Genomic DNA, 14,607 nt, shown 5'->3' with positions numbered 1-14,607 from the left:
AGAGGAGTGATGTTCAATGACTGACAGTCTGCCTCCGCTCGATGCTGCTGTCCTTCCGGGTTTTCGAAGCGACCAACTGGAGGGGTTCCGTATCGGCATCACCTCTGACCGGCGATCGGAAGACCTCATTGCCGCGTTCGAACGGCGCGGAGCAGATGTGACACACGCGCCCACCATCCGGATGACCGGGGTGACCGACGACAGCGCTCTCGATGCAGAGACCCGGGCGATCATCGAAGCCAAGCCCGACGTTCTACTGGCGACCACGTCATACGGAGTCAGGCGCTGGTTCGAGTCGGCTGACGCGGCCGGTCTCGGCGACCAGCTGGCGGCACAGTTGGAGAACACCCGCATCCTCGTGCGCGGCCCCAAAGCGCGTGGCGCGATCCGCGCAGCAGGCCTCGACGACGACGGCATGAGCGAGCGAGAGACCACAACATCGCTGGTGGATCTCGTTCTGCGAAGCCCCGTGATGGGCCAAACCGTCGCCGTGCAACTGCACGGGTTCACCGACCCGGTACAACTGGCGCGCCTCACCGCGGCCGGCGCCACCGTACTGACCGCCGCCCCATACCGGTGGACACAACACGAAGACTCGGCCCGGGTGCTTCGCCTCGTCGACTCGATTTGCCAGTCATCGATCGATGCCGTCACATTCACCAGCGCACCAGCGGTCGAATCGCTCTTCACCACGGCGGAAGCCGCGGGAAAGCTCGACGCTCTGCAGGCGGCATTCCGCGAGAACGTCGTCGCGGCCGCAGTTGGCCCTGTCACCGCGGCACCGCTCGTTCAGGCTGGTATCTTGCCCATCGTGCCCGATAGGTTCAGGATGGGTGCCCTCATCAGGCTGCTCTGCGAACATCTCGTGGAGACCCAGATCAGACGGCTCGCATTCGAACACGGTGAGATCGAACTCCGGGGCCGAACCGTGATCGTGAACAATGTGAAGGCGACACTCAGCCCGGTCTCGCTTGCGCTTCTGCGCAGTCTTCTCGACGCGCGAGGGGCAACGGTGTCTCGCCTTGAACTCGCCGGTTCTGTTGCCGAAACACTCGATGATCACGGCGTCGACGTGGCAATCAGCCGACTGCGCCAAAACCTGCCACACCCGCACGCAATCTCAACCGTAGTCAAGCGCGGCTACCGCATATCGACTCAGTTGCTCTGACCCCCGCAGCTGACGTCACCGGGGGTGCAGCCACCCTTCACCGGGAATTCACGTGCCCAGGGTGGGGTCTGTTTCAGCAGACGGCGTCTTCTGGGTCTGCCACGGCCAACGCCCGGTTATTTCGAGCTCCAACGAGAAGCTGAGGAAGGTGCGGATCAGGATGATCGCTGCGAGCACCGCCACGCTGTCGAGTGTGGGTGTCACCGCGACCGTGCGGATAATGTCGGCCGCGACCAGAAATTCGAGGCCGAGAAGGATGGACCGGCCCAGATACTGGCGGTAGGCCCGGTACACAGGGCCCTTCTGCTGGATGATTCGCGCGATGACGAGCGCTGTGGATATCGCAGCGCCACCGAGGATTATGAGTACGCCGGCACCGTCGAGGAGGCTCCCGCAAATTTCGACCACGTTCTGAAAGTCCATGCACTAAGACAAGACGCAACCGGGTTCGTCCGCAACCCTCCACGGCTCTGCGCCCCCGGCCTTGCGGGCATCAGTCGTCGGCATTTTGGTGGCCATCTATTCGGCATCGAAGTACGTCACAGCACTCTGCCCAACGCACTCGAATCACGCGGCGCGTCTGGCTGCTCCGACGACGATACCCACGACGACACCGATCAGCGCGATACGCAGGGCGCCTCGATTCGAGGGCCGATCGGGCAGCGCTTGGTCGGCGCCGGTGGGTTGAAGCTGCGCTGTCAGGTTGCCGCCGGCGTGGTTTTCCGCCATGAACGCCAGTCGGCGAAGCGTCTCGATGTTGCGGATGAACAGCGCCGGATTGAGCAGTGTGTGCGGAATGAGGGTGGTGGGACCCTTCACCGGTCGCTCGATGATGGTCACGCGGCATCCTTTCGGATGCGGCTGCACCTCGACCGTCACTCGCGCCTCACCGAGCGGCCACCCCTTGGCCTGCATCACGGCACGGTGCGGTGGGTTCCACTGCAGTGACGTGGTCTCGTCGTTGATCAGCACCGGCCAGACGCCGAACGAGTGATGCAAGCGCGAGCCGACATGCGGCCACGACGTGTCGACGTCACGCATACGCGAGGCGCCCACCACCCAGTTGGGAAAGAACCACCCGTTCGCGATGACCGCGAATACGTCTTCGGGTGTACAGTTCACGGTTCGGTGATTCGTAGACATCGTTCTCCTCCTCTTTCGCGGCCCCCGCCGACGATCGACTGGAACGGGAAACCATCACCGAGGCCTTCCTCGAACACAGTTGTCGGCTGCTGCACTGACAGCGTAGGGGCCGACCCGGGGCAAGCGCTCCGGCTTGTGTCGACACCTGCATAGGAGTACGGCTGCGGCCGGTCTCACCCGGCGACTCGAACCCAGCGATCGAGTAGGCGAACTCGGCTGCGCATCACCGCGGCGCCTGCCCGCATCACGGCGGCGTCGCCACCTTCGACACACAGTCCCAAGCCTGCTTCAGGCACGGCGGCGACGCCTCCGCATCGATACCACCAGCACCGCGCCAGCACCGAACAGCAGAACGGCGCCGGCCAGGTAGGGCCACGGGGTGAACCCGGTATTGGCCAGGTTCGAGCCTCCCGCCGTGGTCGAACTGTTCGAACCCCCCGAGCTACCGGCCGTGCCAGGAGTGATCGTCGAACCTGAACCAGCCGAGTCACCCGGCGTGCTCGGGTCTACCGGAGGGGTTGTGACACCGGTGCCGTCTGATGCCGGAGCGGTCGCGATGTCGTAGGTTCCGGCCGCAACGGTCAGGTTCACGTAGTCGCCCGTGAGAGCGGCCGACTGAACGGCCGAGGTTCCCGCAACGGGTGCTCCGTGGCTGAAGACGGTCTGACCGTTCACCCGAATGTCGGCGTCGCCGCCGAACGTCGGCACGGCGATCGTTCCCGACGTCTGGGCAGGAGCTTCGACGTGCATCGCGAAGTCTGAACCGGTGCCATGGCTCCAGTTCACGACAACCGGGCCGTGCGGCGTGGGGGCCTGGCCCTTTGTCCAAGCGAGGTCGCCGGTGTGCGGCTGAACGAGCCAGGTCGCGTAGCCGGCTGACACCGGCTGGATGCCCAGCACGTACTTCGAGAGCGCAGAGACCGGCATGGTCGACCATCCGTGCGCCATGTTCGTGTTCGGCGCCGCCTGCGTGCCCGACGTGTTCAGGTTCTCCCAGAAGGTACCCGTATAGAGGTCGCCGGGTGCAATCATCGGGCCCCACTCATTCGAGAGCAATTGCAGAGCATCAGAGGTGTTGCCCGAGCCGAATCGTGCGTTCAACTCGAACCCAGAAACGAACGGACTGATTGTCTCTTGATAGCCGCTCGAGAAGGGCAGCGTTCCAGCCGGGGTCCAGAGGCTCGACTTGATGGAGTCGAGGATGCCCTGCACCTTGTCAGCCGGAGCGATACCGAAATCGATCGCCAGCACGTTCGCGTCTTGCGCAACGACGTTCGTGACCGAGCTGCTGAGGTTGTAGACACCCGTCTGGCTGTTGAACAGCTTCGAGTTGATGGCGTCTTTGAGAGCAACAGCCTGGTTGGAGTAGGTCTGACCCTGGGCGGGTTGGCCCACCGCGGCAGCCAGCGTCGCGCCGTCGGTCAAGATCTTGTAGTACAACGCGTTGAACGCAGTCACCTCTCCGGTCTTCGAACCGTCGTAATAGTCCCAGTCGGCTCCGGTTGAGCTATCGGTGACGAAAAGTCCGTTCGGGCCCATTTGTGAGGCGTTCCAGGCCAGCTCGTTGACGACCAACGGCCATTCCTTCTGAACGAACGCCGTGTCACCGGTGTACTGGTAGTAGTCGGCGAGTGCGCGAACGAAATACATCGAGTAGTTCGCCGAATATCCGCCACGAGTGCTCGACGGTGGTTCGGTGTTGAGCGGCGTCTGGGGCGGCATGCTTCCCGGCATGTAGCCGTTGCTGCCCGCCCAGCTGCCCAATAGTTCCAGCGAGCCGCGTATGTAGTCGGCCGAATCTGACGAGTAGTAGAGGGTCGGCCCCTCGACTGCGAGGTCGCCAGACCACACCGCCCGGTCTCGCTTGGCGCCGTCGAGAATCAGAGGCACGGCATTGTTTCCTGGTACGTCGAAGTCGGCAACCGCAGATGAGTCGGTCAGCGTGTTCGAATACAGGTCGCCGCCAGGGCCCGTGACCGTGAGGTTCTTGAACATGCCCTCTTCACCACTGAATTGGCGAAAGCCCACTGAACCTGCAGAGAAAGCCGGTCTACCGGCGCCGAAGGTCGACGAATCGAACGAGGCCACTTCTGTGCCGTTGATGGAGGTGGTCACGGTCGACCCACTGACGACTTCGGTGATGTCGTACCAGGACCCGAGTTGTATCGTCATGGGCAGTGGCACAGTGGCGATCGTCTGGTAACCGCCGTCGGCGCCCTGGTACACCTCCTGTAGAACATTCGTGTTTCCGGCCGAGCCGAGAATCATCAGATAGCCGCCCTTTTGAGCGGCGTGACCACGCACCATCCAACCAGCCTGCGTTGTAACGATCTTCGCGCTGAACGAGGCGGTGTAGTCAGTCCAGCCGGAGCCCGCGGTAAGCAGCCCGACGCCCGCACTCGTTCCGGGAACATCGAGCCCCTCAGCGCTGGTCGTCCAGTGCTGACCAATACTGTTGGCCGGCACCTGGTTGAGCTGAGCCGTGTAGACGCCGTTGTACCAAAACTTGTTGAGTGCATCCGAACTCGACTCGAAGTTGCCGGTGAGGGTATCGGCGGTGATCCTCGGTGGGGTGAACTGGATGCCCGCACCGGTGAGCGTGAGAGAGCCCGGGGTCGTCAGCGTGATCTGCTCGTACCGTTCGCCACCTTGAATGTCGGGGTTGGTGATTCGCCCTGGCCCGGTGACGTGATACGTATCAAAACGCTTGCTGTCCCCGCTGGCCCAGGGTGAGACTCCGTCTCCCTCCGGGCCGATCTGGGCCAGCGTTTCGCTGTACCCGGCTTGCAGGGTGGGGTCGCCCTCTGACGCGCTCACATCGAAGATCGGTAACCCTCCGACGTCGTGCCCATAGTCGAGCACGATGCTTGCGGCGCCCTTCATGACAGGCGCCGGCGGATCAGCCTGATCGGTGACGGTCTTCTGGGTCGCGAAGCTCGAATCGCTCGCGTCGGTCGAGCTGGTCTTGATCGTGTAGTCGACCGGGAACGACGCCGTCTGCCCGTCGGTCGACAGTGTGTCGGTGCGTGGCCAGAGCACAACTGTGCTGATATCTGTGACGGAGCCGAGGTCGATTGTCGCCCACACCGAGTTACTGCCCAGGTCGGCATCGGTATGGATGTTCGTGGTCCAGCCGCGCGCGACACCACTCTGAGTGTCGGTGACGCCGTCGGTCAGATATTTCGAGCCCCAGCCGAAGTTCTCGAGCGAATCGTTGGCCGTCACCGGCTTGTTTTGGGCGAGATCGACGGAGCCATCCGCGCCGAAGACCTGCACCTCGGCGAGCTGCGTGTAGTGACCCCCCGTGTCGTTCGATGCCGGGAGCCCCAGTTTTGTGACATCGAGCCTGAGGTACCGGGCCTGTGTGGCGACGTCGATGCTGACCGGGCTGGACTGGATGGTCTGCGGTGTGGCCGTCAGAGTCGTCGACTGCCCAGAGCTCGGGTCGAGCAGAGCTCCGGCGTTCGTCACATCGCCCGAGGTGCGCACAACCGAGACCGGTCGCACGTCGCTCGACGTCGGTGATTGCACGTATTTCTGCCAGTCGGCTGATACAGGCCACCCCGGAGTAGTTGCGTTGTTTCTGACGACTGCCGAAGCAGAACCCCCGGCGAGAGCGAGACTGCCGATCGCTGTCGCTGCGGCGACGGCGATGACAGCGGCACGGCGTGCGCGCGGTCGGAAAGATGGATCAATCGACATTGAGAGTCCTTTGGTTCGACAGGCAGCGCCTGAGGAGAGCCTTCGAAGACTATATGAATCGTTTCAGAATACGCAACTTTTTACGATGGCGGAGAGTCCGCGCAACTGAAACGCGCCGCCCTCCGATGGCAACGGAACACCGCGAGATGGTCTGAGCAGCCAGGTCACTGCCGAGCGAGAAGTACCACCCCGTCAGCGGCATCGACCATGCGGTAACCAGAACCCTCCGCTGAGTCCACGAGGCGGGCGAGCGCGCCTGCGTCGAGCGGAAACTGGTGGGGGATGGATGTATCGGCGACGATGAATTCGGGCCTGTTGGTCTCGATCGGAAGGATACCGAAGAGACTGACCTCTGCTCTGCCGGTGAGTTGTGCAGCGAGGGAGTTCGACGCCGCGACGCTGGCTCCGTCGGGGATTTTCGCCAAGACGCTCCGAGCCGCGGTCACGTGCTCACTCGGCTGCCACAGGGCGGGGGAGAACAGCTGCGCGAGCGGAGACGCCGTGAGCAGTGCCGTCGTGGTCACCAGGCTCACCAGCAGAACGAGTCGGTGTCTGGCAGAACCCCCTCCTCTGCGCCTGAGCCGCACGAGCGCGTCGACGAAGGCAGCGCTCACAATGGGCACGAGCACCGCATCGTAGTGAAACGCGTTGCCCCAATAGCCGGGGTTGTCAGAGAGAAACCGCCACGCCAGAGTCGGGATGACCAAAAGCACGATCGGCGAGCGGAGCGCGATGAACGCGGTGGGCAACAGCAACAGAATGACCGTCTCGACCTTGAGGTTGTTGAACATCAGAGTCATCAGCTGGTACATCGCGCCGTCGAGCCCGATCTGGCCCGTGTAGCTGTTCTGACCGCCGGGGTTGAAGAGCGGAATCAGGGCGTAGCTCTCGATGACAGTGGCAGCGAGACCGAACATGACCGTCGCAATGCCCAGGCGTCGAACGGGCCGATTGGAACGGCCGGCGAGCACGGCGATGAGTGCACCGATCGCCGCCACGGTCAGCCCGAGGTCTTCTTTGACAAGAACCAATGGCGCGGCCCACAGTGCGGCAGCCCTGAGGCGTCGATTGCCGAGCGCAGTGAGGGAGAACGAAAGGAGGGGTACGGCACAAGCGATTTCGTGAAAGTCGAACGCGACGGCATGGGCGAGGCCGCCTGCGAGCCCGTAGCTGATCGCGACGACTATCGCCGTTTTCGGGCCCAGGCTGCGGGCGGCCCAGATGGTGAGCGGTACGACCCCGACGGCGATGAGAACGGCTTGGGCGACCAGCAGCACCTGCGGGCCGTTGAAGACGAGGTAGAGGGGCGCTAGTGTGGCCAGGATCGGGGAGAAATGGTCGCCCAGCAACGAATAGTCGATGCCCTTCAGCAGCGACGAGGGCAGCTTTCCTTCAGAGTAGGCACGTACCCCTTGATCGAAGATTCCGAGGTCATACCCTGTGGTCAGCAACTGCGCGTGTCGCTGCAGTGCCAGTGTGGCGAAGATCGCGGCGAGCACCAGTGCGCTGCCCCAGCCCAGACGGTGGGCGCCACCGAACGAGTGCACCACACGCCCCCGATGCGCCAGAGGGTGACCGGTGTGGTGTTCGGGCCGATCGGCAAGCAGTGTGTGGTGAGCCATGCACTGATGGTGCGAGCCGGCGGCTGACCGCCTCCTGATGTACCCTGACGTTTTCGTCAGATTCCCGCGGAGCGGGGGTGCGAGACTGGGGCCATGCGCATCTTGGTCGTCGACGATGAGCGAGCGTTCGCCCGAGTTCTGGCCACCGGGCTCACCGCTGAAGGTTTCGTGGTCGATACCGTCTACGACGGTCGCACGGGATACCTGATGGCGGCGACCGGGGCCTATTCTGCGATTGTTCTCGACCTGATGCTGCCCCACCTGAGTGGGTTCGCCGTGTGTGCCCGGTTGCGCGCCGACGGAGTCATGACGCCGGTGATCGTGCTCACCGCCAAGAACGGCGAGTTCGACGAGGTTGAAGCTCTCGAAAGCGGGGCAGATGACTACCTTCGAAAACCGTTCAGCTACCCGGTGCTGGTGGCGCGCATCCGGTCGCTGCTTCGTCGCCCCACCTCGATCTCTGACAGTGTGGTCACCATCGGCGATCTCGTGATTGATGCCGCCCGTCGCCGTGTTCAGCGTGGGGCTACGCTCATCGAGCTCAGCGGCCGCGAATGGAACATCCTTGAGACACTTGCGCGGGCCGCAGGTACCGTCGTCTCAAAAGAAACTCTGCTCGTCGAAGTGTGGCCGAACGAAGCCGATGATGTGAACCTCGTCGAGGCGCGGGTCAGCGTCTTGCGCCGCAAGATCGACGTGCCCTTCGGGCGGCGCTCCCTCGAAACTGTGCGCGGTGCCGGTTACCGCCTCGTCGACGATCGACCCACGCCCGATAGTCGGGCGGAGGTGCACACGTGAGAGTCGTGCGTGTGCCCGCCCGGGTCACGATTGTGGTTCGTATTGCACTGATCGCCGGGATGCTGGCATCGGTACTGCTGGTGAGCGGAGCGCTGCTCGTGCGTGCGGCCCTGCACTCGGCCCAGATGACCGCGACGCAGCAATTGGCTGGGGTTCAGGCCTCGCAGATCATCGATGCGACACGCCAGAATGTGCGCCTGTTCGGCGAATTCGGGTCGTTGCCGTACGAACTCGTTCGCACCGATGGGGCGCTGATCTCGTCGTCGCCAGAATTCGTCAACGCTGAGAGCGACCGCCCGGTCGTGCCGCCCCCGCCCGAAGATGCGTCACAGATCGGCGGAGAAGTCTTCACGGCCACGATCGCCTCAGGGCCGTTGTCGGGTCAGACCCTGACCGCGGTGAGCAGCACGCTTCGCGCCTCGAGCATTCTCGTTGAGCCCGGAGGAGACATTCCCGGCGGCTCGGTCGCTGACGTGGATATGACGGCGTATCGCGCGTATGTGTTCGTGACAACGACCGCCGCAGACCGGGCCGTCGCGACCATCGATCCCTACCTCTGGGCGGGTGTGGTTCTCGCAGTCGTACTCCTGGCCGGTACTGCCGCGATCACCGCGAAACGGTCTCTGCGGCCGGTCGATCAGATGAGGCGGGCGGCAGACGCGATCGCGGGAGCGCCTGACGGAGCGCGGCTGAGTGTGCCCGACTCCGACGACGAACTGAGCGCGCTCGCGGCGACCCTCAATGCGCTGTTCAGCAGAATCGATGAGGCGGCGCTGCGCCAGAAGCGCTTCACTGCCGATGCCGCTCACGAGCTGCGCAGCCCCATCACGTCTCTCATCACCGCCCTCGAGATTGCTGAGGCCCACCCCGGTCTCGTGTCGGCAGAATCCACACTGTCGCACGTTCACGGCGAAGCCCGACGGCTGGAGGGCCTCGCCCGAGACCTGCTCGAGCTCGCGGCAGCGAGCAGTGCAGAACCGGCGCAAACCGAAGGGCGTTGCGATGTTCGGGCCGTTCTCCGCGACGCCCTCAGTGAAGTCGAGGCCCGATCTCCCGGCGTCGGTATCCGGATGCTGGAACCAGCGTTGACCGGGGCCGTTCTGGTGAGGCTCCCACCGCGGCAGTTGCGCCGGGTTCTCGTCAATCTTCTCGACAATGCGACTCGTCACGCCCGCACCGTTGTCGACAGTGAGCTGACAGTCGATGTCGACGCCTCCATGGCGCGCATTCACATCGCGAACGATGGCGCACCCATCCCGAACGACGATCTGGCACGAATTTTCGAACCGTTCGTTCGGCTCGACGAATCTCGTTCGAGAGACACTGGCGGCGCGGGGTTGGGGCTGGCGATTGCGTTCGAGATCGCAGCCGGGGCCGGGGGGTCGCTCACCGTGGCATCGACACCGTCGCGCACGGTGTTCACCGTCAGCCTCCCGTGCAGCGAAGATTCCGACGTCTCGTGAGGTGAAGCCCCGGCGGCGACAGAGAGACGGAACCCGGTCAGCACAGTCGTCAGCTCAACAGCAACAGGACTGAATCAATGAGAACCAGCACGGCAGTCGAGAAGTGGACTCCGAGAACGATGGATCTTCTGCCACCGTTTCTGGTGACGATCACGGCGTCGGCGAGGGGAATGAGAGCCATGACGAGCATGAACAACCCCGTCGCGTGTGCCCCGCCGAAGCAGACCAGCACGACACCGAGAAGTGCGACGCTGATGTCTCTGGCGCCTTTGGCGCTGAGATATGCCGAGCCGCCGTCAGACCCGGCCGGTACGCCGTAGCCCTCAGCGGCGACGCGGGGGTTCAGGAGGAAACGCACCCCGATCGCGCCGAGCGCGACGCTGATGAGGAGGGCAAGAATGTTGCCGATGATGAGGATCATGATCTTCTTTCTGGTGAGTGGCTGAGCGGGAAGCTGGTGCTGTTGGGGTCAGACGATGAGGGCGAGGGCGAGGGCAAGAACGGCCAGACCGAGCAGGGCTGCGCGGAGCCAGATGATCTTGTCCCAGTCGCGCTGCAGCGCCCGGGCGTTGGCCGGTGTCTCGTGGCTGTCGGCAGCGGCGGTGAGAACGCGGTTGATCGGCGCGCTGATACGCACGTAGAGCACAAGCCAGGTGACCCAGATGAGCGTCGCGAGCCCGGCGGCGATCGCCCCACCGAGGGTGCCAGAGAGGAGAAGTAAGACCGCCGCGGCCGCCGAGGCGATCAAACCGATGACACCGGGTACAGGCATTCGCTTGTCGCCGTACCGATGCACGTTGCCCATCGTCGAGGTCAGCGTCGGGTCATCGACCCGTTTCAGCGCGGGCTGCAACACGAGCGCGGAGAAGGCATCGGTGCCGAACACGAGGGCGGTTCCGAGAAGTGCCACAATCAGCGCACTGTTCACGAGGGCGTTCACAACGTCACCTCCGCACGCATGAGTGCTGACGAGGTCGCTGGGTCGATTGGTTTGACGTGCATAGGAGATCCTCCATCTGGGTTAGCGATGCTAATGCCACAACGATAATGCCGCTCGATCCATTTGTCAAAGCGTTGCTATAACAACTAGCGATGCTATGGTTTGAGAGTGACTACCGCTGATCGAAGACTCCGAGAACGTCTGGCGCAACGCCAGCTCATCACCTCCGCCGCCCGCAGAGTGGCCGAGAGCGAAGGCTGGGATGCGGTGACGACCCGCCGGCTCTCTGCCGAGATCGAATACAGCCAGCCGGTGATCTACAAGCATTTCGCGTCACTCGATGACCTGTACGAGGCTGTCGCGTTGCAGAGTTTCACCGAGCTGAGTGACGCGTTGCGAGAGGCTCGGGGGGTGGCAGGTCTCGACGACGTACGCGCGGTTGCCCAGGCGTATCTCGACTTTGCCGACGAGCATCCGGCACTGTACGAGGCGATGTTCACCAGAAGTACTCGGCTACCGTTCGGTGACTCAGAAACGCCTGCCGCGTTGACGGCGGCCTTTGCTGAGTTGCGCGCGGGCATCGCCTCGGTGGCCCAGGGCAGAGACGTCGACACTCTGACAGAGGTGTTCTGGGCGGCCCTTCATGGTCTCGTTTCGTTGCAGCGCGGCGGTCGTCTTCGGCACGGTGCCGAAGACGGCCGACTCGGGCTCCTGGTTGAGAGCCTGAGTCTCTGACGACAGGTTCTATTTGATTAACCGCTTGACCAAGAGGATTGACGCGTATATTCTCTGATCAAGCGGTTAATCAAAGGATGTCAACGACGATGCCACAACACATATTTTTTCAGCCTGAGGGTGCCTGGGTGGGGGATGTGATCCCGTTCGCAGAGAACGGCGAGTTTCGGTTGTTCTACCTCCACGAACAGCGCGCCTGCCCCAAGCCGGGTACTCCGTGGCACCTTGTCAGCACGAAAGATCTGGTGGCCTTCGAAGATGAAGGGCTGGCGTTCGACCACGGCTCGGCAGACGACGTCGACTACAACGTCTACACCGGGAGCATTGTGCGGGGCCGTGACGGCGAGCACCACATGTTCTACACCGGCCAGAATCCGAACCGTCTGGGCATCGACGGGCTGCCGTTGCAGGTCGTCATGCACGCAACGAGTTCAGATGGCGCTGAGACGTGGGTGCGGCATCCGGAGCACACGTTCGGGGCGGCAGAAGGCTACGAGAGTGCCGACTGGCGTGACCCGTTTGTGTTCTGGGATGCCCAGGCAGAGCTGTGGCGCATGCTGATAGCTGCCCGTCATGTGGAGGGCCCGTCTCGGCGGCGTGGGGTCATCGCCCAATGCGTGTCGACCGACTTGGCGAGGTGGACGTCGGTGGAGCCGTTCTGGGATCCGCGACGCTACATTGCACACGAGTGCCCCGAAGTGTTTCAGTGGGGTGACTGGTGGTACCTCGTCTACTCGGAGTTCTCAGACTCTTTTGTCACCCGCTACCGCATGTCGAAGACTCTCGATGGGCCATGGATCGCTCCGGCACACGACAGCCTCGACGGGCGCGCTTTCTACGCGGCAAAGTCTGCCGAGCGTGACGGGCGGCGTTTCTTCTTCGGCTGGATTGCGAGCCGCGTCGACGGCCACGACGACGGGGCGTGGCAGTGGGCCGGCACGCTTGCTGTCACCGAAGCGAGTCAGCGCCCTGACGGCACTCTGGCGTTCTCGTTCGCCTCGGAACTGCGTCGGCACTTCACCGAGACCGTGCCGATGGAGTTCGTCAACGGTGAAATCGAGAATCGAACGCTCGATGCCGGGGACGGTTATCTGACGGCTCTCTCTTCGACAGAGATACCGAGCCGGTTCTTTGCCTCGTTCTCGTTCGACATCGCGGCAGACACCGCCGAATGCGGGTTGCTTCTGAGGGCCAGCGCCGACGGCGACCGCGCCTATGCGGTGCGGCTCGAGCCGCGCCGTGGCCGCATGGTCTTCGACCGGTGGCCGCGAAAGGTCACGGGGGAGGGGCAGTGGGAAGTCTCGGGAGACGTACCCTACGTGATCGAACTAGAGCGGGCCTGTGACCTGCAGCCTGGGCGTCACACCCTCGAGGTCGTCGTCGACGGCGACCTCTGCGTTGCAAACCTCGATCGCTCAACGATGCTCAGCACCCGCCTCTACGACCACATCGACGGAACCATCGGGGTGTTTGTCGGAGACGGCTCCATCGATGTTCACGAGCTGACGGTCTCAACCGCTTCCGACAGCAGCGCTGTCGCGGATTCCGCCCCCGGCAGCGTTTCAAGCGAATCGCTTCTCATTCCCTCCTGACCCCAGCTTCACCTTCCTTTACTGTTCGATCAATGGAGATAGAAATCATGAAACACCGAAAACTGTTTGCCGCCGCGGCCACCACCGCAGCTCTCGCCCTGCTTCTGACCGGCTGCGGCGCTGGAGGCTCATCGGGCAGCGCCGACCCGACGAACATCCACCCGACAGGTGACATCAAACCGCGGGAGATCTCGTGGCTGCTGTCGCGACCGGCCGATGGTGGGGTGATCACTGCCATGAAGCAGATCGCCGACGAGTACGCCAAAGATCACCCCGGGTTCTCGCTCAACCTGATCAGCACGCCAGACAGGCCCTCGTACATCCAGAAGTACGAGACCCTCGCCGCGGCGAACCAGCTGCCCGAGCTGTTCGACACCGACGCAACCCCGTTCGCGCAGAAGCTTGCGAAGCAGGGCAAGATGATGGATGCGACCGCGCTGTTGAAAGACCTCGGCGTGTACGACGACTATCGGCCGGCGGCTCTGAACTACCAGCGGTTCGACGACGGCTCGCTGTACATGGTGCCGTTCGAGTTTCAGCTGGAGTTCTTCTGGTACAACAAGGCTCTCTTTCAGCAGGCTGGCGTTCAGATCCCCACCTCGCTCGATGATATCCCGGCCATGTGCACCAAACTCCGTGCAGCGGGCATCACCCCCATCGCGCTCGACGGGCAAGACCAGTGGCCGCTCGAACGGTACATGTCGTACTACCCCTTCAGAACGGCGGGCCCCGACTACATTCAGAGCCTGAAGAAGGGTGACGCGAAGCTCAGCGACTCCACCGGCACCGCTGCGGTCAACTGGCTCAGCACTCTCGGCACGGCGGGTTGCTTTCAAGACGGCTTCTCGTCGACCGGCTACTCAGATGCCCAGGCCTCCTTCACTTCCGGTAAGGCGGCCGTCTACAACATCGGCACGTGGGAGCTCGGTAGCCTCGCAACCGACAAGCTCGACCCCGCCATTCGGGACAATATCGACTACTTCACCCTGCCCGTGACGAAGGGTTCGGTGACCGACGCGAACGAATACGTGTCGCCGTCGGGTATCGGGATGGCCGTGAACTCGAAAACGTATGACCCCCTGGTGCGTGACTTTCTTTCGTTCGCTCTGAAGCGTTACCCGGCGGTGTACGCGGCGACCGGTGCTCTGTCGCCCACAACGAACGTCTCAACGACGATTCCCGCAAATGCGACACCGCTCTACCAGCGGGCCGTCGACCAGGCCAACACTGTGGGAGACAAGACAGCCATGCCGTGGGACACCCAACTCGACCCCACCTCGAACACCCGACTGCAGCAGGAGCTCACACTGCTTCTGCAGGGTGAAACGAAGCCAGACGAGTTCATCTCGACGATGGATGGGGTCATCGGCGAGAACGGTCCGAAAGCCTTCAAGTAGTACCGAAACCGTTCACTCCTGACGCAGAACCCCGGTTCTGCTAGAAA

The 14,607-nt window shown here is 63.2% G+C and carries 12 protein-coding genes; 6 read left to right on the top strand and 6 right to left on the bottom strand.

From position 1 onward, the window contains the following. Nucleotides 1-16: 16 nt before the first annotated feature. The gene (locus D4765_RS03110) at nt 17-1,168 is read left to right on the top strand and encodes a uroporphyrinogen-III synthase (RefSeq protein WP_136640765.1); all 1,152 of its coding nucleotides are present in this window, start codon (nt 17-19) and stop codon (nt 1,166-1,168) included. 48 nt (nt 1,169-1,216) lie between these two features. Here the strand turns inward: D4765_RS03110 and D4765_RS03105 are convergent, their stop codons facing one another. The 4 genes from D4765_RS03105 to D4765_RS03090 all read right to left on the bottom strand — a co-directional run bounded on the left by D4765_RS03105 (nt 1,217) and on the right by D4765_RS03090 (nt 7,635). Beyond that, nucleotides 1,217-1,591, bottom strand: a complete 375-nt coding sequence (locus tag D4765_RS03105; RefSeq protein WP_136640764.1) for a DUF1622 domain-containing protein — start codon at nt 1,589-1,591, stop codon at nt 1,217-1,219. Nucleotides 1,592-1,735: 144 nt separating this feature from the next. Then, nucleotides 1,736-2,311 (bottom strand): SRPBCC family protein, encoded by a 576-nt coding sequence (locus D4765_RS03100; protein ID WP_136640763.1) that lies wholly within the window; start codon nt 2,309-2,311, stop codon nt 1,736-1,738. A 288-nt stretch (nt 2,312-2,599) separates the two neighbouring features. Next, nucleotides 2,600-6,013, bottom strand: a complete 3,414-nt coding sequence (locus D4765_RS03095) for an alpha-L-rhamnosidase-related protein (RefSeq protein ID WP_136640762.1) — start codon at nt 6,011-6,013, stop codon at nt 2,600-2,602. A gap of 164 nt (nt 6,014-6,177) precedes the next feature. Continuing rightward, nucleotides 6,178-7,635, bottom strand: a complete 1,458-nt coding sequence (locus D4765_RS03090) for a DUF2079 domain-containing protein (RefSeq protein WP_136640761.1) — start codon at nt 7,633-7,635, stop codon at nt 6,178-6,180. A gap of 93 nt (nt 7,636-7,728) precedes the next feature. Between D4765_RS03090 and D4765_RS03085 the strand changes: the two genes are divergently transcribed. Then, the gene (locus tag D4765_RS03085; RefSeq protein WP_136640760.1) at nt 7,729-8,433 is read left to right on the top strand and encodes a response regulator transcription factor; all 705 of its coding nucleotides are present in this window, start codon (nt 7,729-7,731) and stop codon (nt 8,431-8,433) included. After that, nucleotides 8,430-9,896 carry a sensor histidine kinase gene (locus D4765_RS03080; RefSeq protein WP_136640759.1) on the top strand — a complete coding sequence of 489 codons (1,467 nt, stop codon included), beginning with the start codon at nt 8,430-8,432 and terminating at the stop codon, nt 9,894-9,896. The genes D4765_RS03085 and D4765_RS03080 overlap by 4 nt, the downstream gene beginning before the upstream one ends. A gap of 49 nt (nt 9,897-9,945) precedes the next feature. Here D4765_RS03080 and D4765_RS03075 read toward each other — a convergent pair whose 3' ends face one another. Further along, nucleotides 9,946-10,317 carry a DUF4267 domain-containing protein gene (locus D4765_RS03075; RefSeq protein WP_136640758.1) on the bottom strand — a complete coding sequence of 124 codons (372 nt, stop codon included), beginning with the start codon at nt 10,315-10,317 and terminating at the stop codon, nt 9,946-9,948. A gap of 48 nt (nt 10,318-10,365) precedes the next feature. Further along, nucleotides 10,366-10,836: a DUF1772 domain-containing protein gene (locus D4765_RS03070; protein ID WP_136640757.1), complete on the bottom strand. Its 471-nt coding sequence runs from the start codon at nt 10,834-10,836 to the stop codon at nt 10,366-10,368. A gap of 168 nt (nt 10,837-11,004) precedes the next feature. On the opposite strand from D4765_RS03070, the gene D4765_RS03065 reads away from it, so the two are divergent. The 3 genes from D4765_RS03065 (at nt 11,005) to D4765_RS03055 (ending at nt 14,560) form a co-directional block, all read left to right on the top strand. Continuing rightward, nucleotides 11,005-11,571, top strand: coding sequence for a TetR/AcrR family transcriptional regulator (locus D4765_RS03065; RefSeq protein ID WP_136640756.1), 567 nt, complete (start codon nt 11,005-11,007; stop codon nt 11,569-11,571). An 89-nt stretch (nt 11,572-11,660) separates the two neighbouring features. Continuing rightward, entirely contained in the window at nt 11,661-13,163 is a 1,503-nt protein-coding gene (locus D4765_RS03060) for a glycoside hydrolase family protein (RefSeq protein ID WP_136640755.1), read from the top strand. A 47-nt stretch (nt 13,164-13,210) separates the two neighbouring features. Next, nucleotides 13,211-14,560 (top strand): ABC transporter substrate-binding protein, encoded by a 1,350-nt coding sequence (locus tag D4765_RS03055; RefSeq protein WP_136640754.1) that lies wholly within the window; start codon nt 13,211-13,213, stop codon nt 14,558-14,560. Nucleotides 14,561-14,607 lie beyond the last annotated feature (47 nt).

Source organism: Subtercola vilae, assembly GCF_004923255.1.
GTDB lineage: Bacteria > Actinomycetota > Actinomycetes > Actinomycetales > Microbacteriaceae > Subtercola > Subtercola vilae.
This window is presented reverse-complemented; position numbering and strand designations above follow the sequence as displayed.

Excerpts from the sequence above, each read along its gene's own strand:
- D4765_RS03075 (WP_136640758.1), bottom strand. The coding sequence starts at position 10,317 with ATGATCCTCATCATCGGCAACATTCTTGCCCTCCTCATCAGCGTCGCG.
- D4765_RS03085 (WP_136640760.1), top strand. The coding sequence starts at position 7,729 with ATGCGCATCTTGGTCGTCGACGATGAGCGAGCGTTCGCCCGAGTTCTG.
- D4765_RS03110 (WP_136640765.1), top strand. The coding sequence starts at position 17 with ATGACTGACAGTCTGCCTCCGCTCGATGCTGCTGTCCTTCCGGGTTTT.
- D4765_RS03100 (WP_136640763.1), bottom strand. The coding sequence starts at position 2,311 with ATGTCTACGAATCACCGAACCGTGAACTGTACACCCGAAGACGTATTC.
- D4765_RS03055 (WP_136640754.1), top strand. The coding sequence starts at position 13,211 with ATGAAACACCGAAAACTGTTTGCCGCCGCGGCCACCACCGCAGCTCTC.
- D4765_RS03095 (WP_136640762.1), bottom strand. The coding sequence starts at position 6,013 with ATGTCGATTGATCCATCTTTCCGACCGCGCGCACGCCGTGCCGCTGTC.
- D4765_RS03090 (WP_136640761.1), bottom strand. The coding sequence starts at position 7,635 with ATGGCTCACCACACACTGCTTGCCGATCGGCCCGAACACCACACCGGT.
- D4765_RS03105 (WP_136640764.1), bottom strand. The coding sequence starts at position 1,591 with ATGGACTTTCAGAACGTGGTCGAAATTTGCGGGAGCCTCCTCGACGGT.
- D4765_RS03060 (WP_136640755.1), top strand. The coding sequence starts at position 11,661 with ATGCCACAACACATATTTTTTCAGCCTGAGGGTGCCTGGGTGGGGGAT.